This window comes from Longimicrobium sp., assembly GCF_036554565.1.
Classification (GTDB): Bacteria; Gemmatimonadota; Gemmatimonadetes; order Longimicrobiales; family Longimicrobiaceae; genus Longimicrobium.
Genome location: NZ_DATBNB010000565.1, coordinates 1 through 4,890 on the forward strand (window position 1 = coordinate 1; position 4,890 = coordinate 4,890).

The 4,890-nt window shown below is 70.7% G+C and carries 5 protein-coding genes; all 5 read right to left on the reverse strand.

Annotated features, from left to right (window positions below; genetic code table 11):
* Positions 1–101 precede the first annotated feature (101 nt).
* Positions 102–2,645 (reverse strand): helicase C-terminal domain-containing protein, encoded by a 2,544-nt coding sequence (locus VIB55_RS15515; RefSeq protein WP_331877569.1) that lies wholly within the window; start codon positions 2,643–2,645, stop codon positions 102–104.
* Positions 2,646–2,707: 62 nt separating this feature from the next.
* Positions 2,708–2,947, reverse strand: coding sequence for a hypothetical protein (locus VIB55_RS15520; protein WP_331877570.1), 240 nt, complete (start codon positions 2,945–2,947; stop codon positions 2,708–2,710).
* 137 nt (positions 2,948–3,084) lie between these two features.
* Complete coding sequence (locus tag VIB55_RS15525) at positions 3,085–3,426, reverse strand: hypothetical protein (RefSeq protein WP_331877571.1); 342 nt, start codon at positions 3,424–3,426, stop codon at positions 3,085–3,087.
* 30 nt (positions 3,427–3,456) lie between these two features.
* Entirely contained in the window at positions 3,457–3,846 is a 390-nt protein-coding gene (locus VIB55_RS15530; RefSeq protein ID WP_331877572.1) for a hypothetical protein, read from the reverse strand.
* 32 nt (positions 3,847–3,878) lie between these two features.
* The gene (gene rsmI / locus VIB55_RS15535; RefSeq protein ID WP_331877573.1) at positions 3,879–4,721 is read right to left on the reverse strand and encodes a 16S rRNA (cytidine(1402)-2'-O)-methyltransferase; all 843 of its coding nucleotides are present in this window, start codon (positions 4,719–4,721) and stop codon (positions 3,879–3,881) included.
* Positions 4,722–4,890 lie beyond the last annotated feature (169 nt).

Consider the following 4,890-nt stretch of genomic DNA (forward strand, 5'->3'; position numbering starts at 1 on the left):
TCCCCCGCGCAGTTTGCGGGGGAAGGGCTGGGGATGGGGGGCGGCCGAGGCATGCACCGGCCCTGATCGAAACGCCACAAAGCCCTGGTGCGGACCGCCCCCTACCCCGCCCGCCGCACCGCCGTCCGCTCCCCGTAGAACCGCAGCATCTCTTCCTTTACCCGCTGCCAGGGCGCCTTCACCACGGGCGCGGGCGGCAGCGAGTCCAGAAAATATCGCCCGTAGCTCTTTTTCGCGATCCGCCCATCCAGGATCATCACCACGCCCATGTCGTCGCGCGACCGCACGAGCCGCCCGAACCCCTGCTTCATGCGGATGGCCGCGTGGGGAAGCATGTATTGCACGAACGAGTTTCCGCCCGCCGCCTCGATGGCCTCGATGCGCGCCGCCGTCACCGGCTCGCTGGGCACCTTGAACGGCAGCTTGGGGATGATCAGCCCGCGCAGGGGCCGCCCGGGCACGTCCACGCCCTCCCAGAACGACGTGGTCCCCAGCAGGATTCCCCGCCCCGACGCCGCGAACCGCTCCACCAGCTGCGCGCGCGGCGCCTCTCCGTGCACGAACAGCGGCCACTGCAGGTCCGCCCGCCGCGCCCGCAGCTCCTGCGCGACGTGCCGCAGCGCCCGGTAGCTCGTGAAGAGCACGAACAGGCCGCCATCCGAGATTTTCGCGTGCTCCAGCGTGGCGCGAACCGTGGCCTCGTCGTGGCGCGGGTCGTGTTCGCCGGAGGGAATCGGCAGGTCGGTGGGCACCACGACCAGCGTCTGCTCGTCGTAGTCGAAGGGCGAGGGGAAGACCGCCTCGTCCACGTGGTAGTCGGCGGCGAACTGCGTGCCGATCCCCAGCCGCTGGCGCATGAAGCTGAAGTTGCCCTGCGTCGCCAGCGTCGCCGACGTCAGGACCACCGTCGGGATCTTCTCGAACAGCGCGTCGCGCAGCACCCACGCCAGGTCCAGCGGCGCGGCGTTGATGGTCAGGTTGGCCTCGCGCCCGTCCCGCGGCGGCTGGCGTTCCATCCACCGCACCATCTTCATCTTGCTCTCGCCCGGGCGCAGGCCGGAGCGCAGCGCGTCCATCGCCGCCTCGATGCGCCCCGCCGCCCCGCGCAGCTCCACCAGCTGCGGCTCCACGCCCTGCTTCAATTGCTCGTCGGCGGCGATGCGCTCGCGCAGCTGCTCCATCCCGCCCAGCAGGTCCTTCAGGTTGTGCAGCAGCCCGGTCAGTGCCTCGTCCAGCCCCAGCGCCCAGATGGGGTGCGCGTCGAAGTTGTCTTCCAGGCGGATCAGCGGGTCGCCGCCCAGGAACACGTCCCCCAGGAAGGAGAAGACGGTCGCCCCCCGGTCGCGTGCCCCGTCCAGCGCCGGGGTGATGCGCTCGTCGATCAGGTCCAGCGCCGACTGGGCGATCAGGTCGTTCTTCACCGCGGCGATGGCCACGCGAAAGGCCGGCAGCAGCCCCTTGCCGCGCATCTCCAGGCGCCGCAGCGTGCGGAACAGGCCGCGCTTGCTGACGGTGGAGCCCAGGTGGCTGGTCGCCGCCTCTTCCAGGTTGTGCGCCTCGTCCAGGATCAGCCGCTTGTACTGCGGGAGGACGGCGGGCGCCGTGTAGTTGCCCTGCTGGCGGCGGACGGCCAGGTCGCTGAACAGCAGGTGATGGTTCACGACCACGATGTCGGCCGAGGCCGCCTCGCGGCGCGCGCGCTGGTAGAAGCAGTCCTCGTAGTGGGGGCACTTGGCGCGCAGGCACACGTCCGTTTCCGACTGCACCTCGTCCCACACCTCCGAGGACGGGCGGAACGGCAGGTCGCTCAAGCTGCCGTCGTCCGTCTTGTTCATCCACTCCAGCAACCCCTGCAGCTCCGCCTGTTTTTCGGGCTCGAAGAGCGTCGCCGCGCTTTCCTTGGCCAGCAGCGCGCGGCGGATGGAGACGTAGTTGCTGCGCCCCTTCACCAGCGTGAAGCGGAAAGGCTGCCCGAGGGCGCGGCGAAGGAGCGGCAGGTCCTTGTCGACCAGCTGCTCCTGCAGGTTGATGGTGTTGGTGCTGACGACCGTGCGCTCGCGGTTCTGGACGGCCCAGCGGATGGCGGGAAGCAGGTACGCCACGGACTTGCCCGTTCCCGTCCCCGCCTCGGCCACGCCCACGCCGCCGTCGTTGTACAGCTGCCCGATCATCCGCGACAACGCGCGCTGCTGCGGGCGGTCCTCGTAGCGAGGGTGGCGGCCGGCGAGGGGGCCGCCGGGGCCCAGGTCGGCGTCGATGGCGTCCAGGTCCAGCGGCTCGTGCTCGTCCGGGTCCGGCGGCTCGACGACGACGTACATCTCCGTCGCCTCGTTGTCGATGATGGCGAACCCCAGCCCCTGCTCCCACAGCCGCGCCGCCACCCCGAAGTCCGCCTCCGACGGCTTCAGGATCCCGGACGGGTGGTTGTGGATCAGCAGCCCCCCCGCCTCGGGGTTCTTCACCAGCGCCAGCACGGCCGAGGCGTGCCCGCGGGCGACCACCTTCGGCTCCACCACCTCGCCCCCCTCGCCGACGCGCGCGACGAAGCACACCTCGTTGCCACGCGCGCGAGCGATCTCGCGCCTCAGCAGCTCGGCGGCCACGGGGCTCAGGAAGAGGTCGACGGCGGATCGCCGGGTTTCCACTGCTGGGTTGGTCCTTCAGGGTTGATGGGCAGGCTGCCGATGGTCAGCCCGCCCGCGTGCCGTCAGCCGATGGCTTCCGCGGGGTCGCTCTCGGCGAGCGCGTCGCGCAGCATCTCTTCGTCGCCGCTCTCCACGGCGTCGATCTGCAGGAAGCCCACGCGCACGGGCTCGGCGGGGTCTTCCGGGCACTGGAAGCGCGCCGCGTAGATGCCCAGCTCCGTCGGCGAGGGATGGCCGTACTGGATTTCCACCAGCCAGCCGCGCCCCTGCTCATCCTGGAAGATCGCCCTGTCCTTCGGCATGCGTTCGGTACAATGATAACGGTGAGCACGTTCCCGCGGGAGTGGACGCCGTCAACGGAAAGCGCCCGGCGAGGAAGCTAACACCTCCCCGCCGGGCGCGGTATTCGGATCCTCACGTCGGCCCGTGCGAACCTGCGCTATTCCCCGGTGGCCAAGGCGGCGCGCTCCGCTCTGAGGGCGCGCGCGAACAGGGATCCACCCAGGAAGATGATGACGAACAGCAGAAAGCTGATGATGCCCCCCGGCAGCCCGGGCCATGCCACGGGCCCGAACAGCGCCGCGGCCGGAAGCGGGGCGAGCAGCCCTCCGTGGCCCACCATGACGCCCGCTGGCATGTAACAGATGGCGCGCACCACGCTGGCGGCCACGAGGTAGCCTGTGCTCCTTCCACCCGTCACGCGGCGGACGAGCAGGAGCACGATTTCCAGGATGCCTGCAGTCACGAGCAGGAACCCTGCGTAGCTGTAGAGAAAGAACATGATGGATGGAAGGGCGCGAACGCTTGTCGGTCAGCCGGCGCGGCTTGCTCCCGAGCGATTGGGCGGCCGCGACGCCTGGGCGAACACGCCTCGCATGCCCGCCCACAGAATCACCCCGAAGATCGCCGTCCACACGGGCCCCATCGCCAGGAAGCCAAACGCGATGAACTTGGCGACGGCCTCCAGCACGAACACCACGACCACGGCGATGGCCGCCGCACGGCTGCCGCGGTAGATACCGTACGCCAGCCCGAAGAACAGCAGCGCCAGCAGGACGGCGATGCGGCTGGCGAGCGGGTCTCCTTCGAGTTGCGCTGAAGCCGCGTTCAGCAGCGCCGTCACCCCGAAGAGCACGGTCACGGCGACCGCCCACCAGACGGCGCGGTCTTCCGAGTCGCGATTGATCTTTCCGAGATCCATCGGATTGGTGAATCGGTGGTGATGGAGGGGCCCTACCCGCCCGCGGCTTCCTGGGCGATGCGGTAGGCTTCGTTGCGGGAGATGCCCATCCGCCGGCGCAACTCCTTGGCGATGGCGCTCGGCGATTGCCCCTGCGCCAGGAGCGCGTCGGCGACGGAGCGGGCGGCGAGCGCATCCACCTCGCCCTCAGCCGCGGCGTCCTCGGACCGGCCGGCGACCACGACGACGATCTCGCCCAGCACCTCGGCGTCGGCGTAGCGGGCGGCGACGTCGGCCAGCGGGCCGCGCACGAACTGCTCGTGCATCTTGGTCAGCTCGCGCGCCACGCAAACCCGCCGCTCGCCCCCGGCCGCCTCCGCCAGGTCCGCCAGCAGCCTGCCGACGCGGTTGGGCGATTCGTACAGCACCGCGGCGCGGGGCGAGGCGGCGATCTCCTCCAGCAGTTCGGCGCGCTCCGGCCCCTTCCGCGGCGGAAAGCCGTGGAAGGTGAACGACTCCGCCTCGATCCCCGACGCGACGAGGGCGGACAGAAGGGCGGACGCGCCGGGGATGGGCACGACGTCGAAGCCCGCATCCACCACCTCGCGGACGATGCGGGCCCCGGGATCGGAAAGCAGCGGCGTTCCCGCGTCCGACACGAGCGCCACGTTCTTGCCCTCGCGCAGCATGGTGACCACGAGCGACGCGCGCGAGGCCTCGTTGTGCTCGTGGGCCGACATCAGCCGCGTCTCGATCCCCAGGTGCTTCAGCAGGCCGCCGGTGCGCCGCGTGTCTTCGGCCAGCACCACGTCGGCCGCGGCCAGGGTTTCGGCCGCGCGCCGGGTGATGTCTCCCAGGTTGCCGATGGGCGTGCTGACGATGGACAGCGCCGGCACGCTCAGAGCGCCACGGCCCAGGGAAGCCGGGCGAAGAAGCCCTGCTCCTGCAGCACGAACCGGCTGTCGCGCGCCACCTTCTCCACCAGCGCCGCGGGGTCCACGCCGTGGTGGTCCGCCGCGGCGATCAGCACTTCGGTGATCCACCGCGCGACCCCGTCCGTCAGCG

What these genes read in the sequence shown, in the direction of transcription:
- VIB55_RS15520 (WP_331877570.1), bottom strand. Translation starts at nt 2,947, where the DNA reads ATGCCGAAGGACAGGGCGATCTTCCAGGATGAGCAGGGGCGCGGCTGG.
- VIB55_RS15525 (WP_331877571.1), bottom strand. Translation starts at nt 3,426, where the DNA reads ATGTTCTTTCTCTACAGCTACGCAGGGTTCCTGCTCGTGACTGCAGGC.
- VIB55_RS15530 (WP_331877572.1), bottom strand. Translation starts at nt 3,846, where the DNA reads ATGGATCTCGGAAAGATCAATCGCGACTCGGAAGACCGCGCCGTCTGG.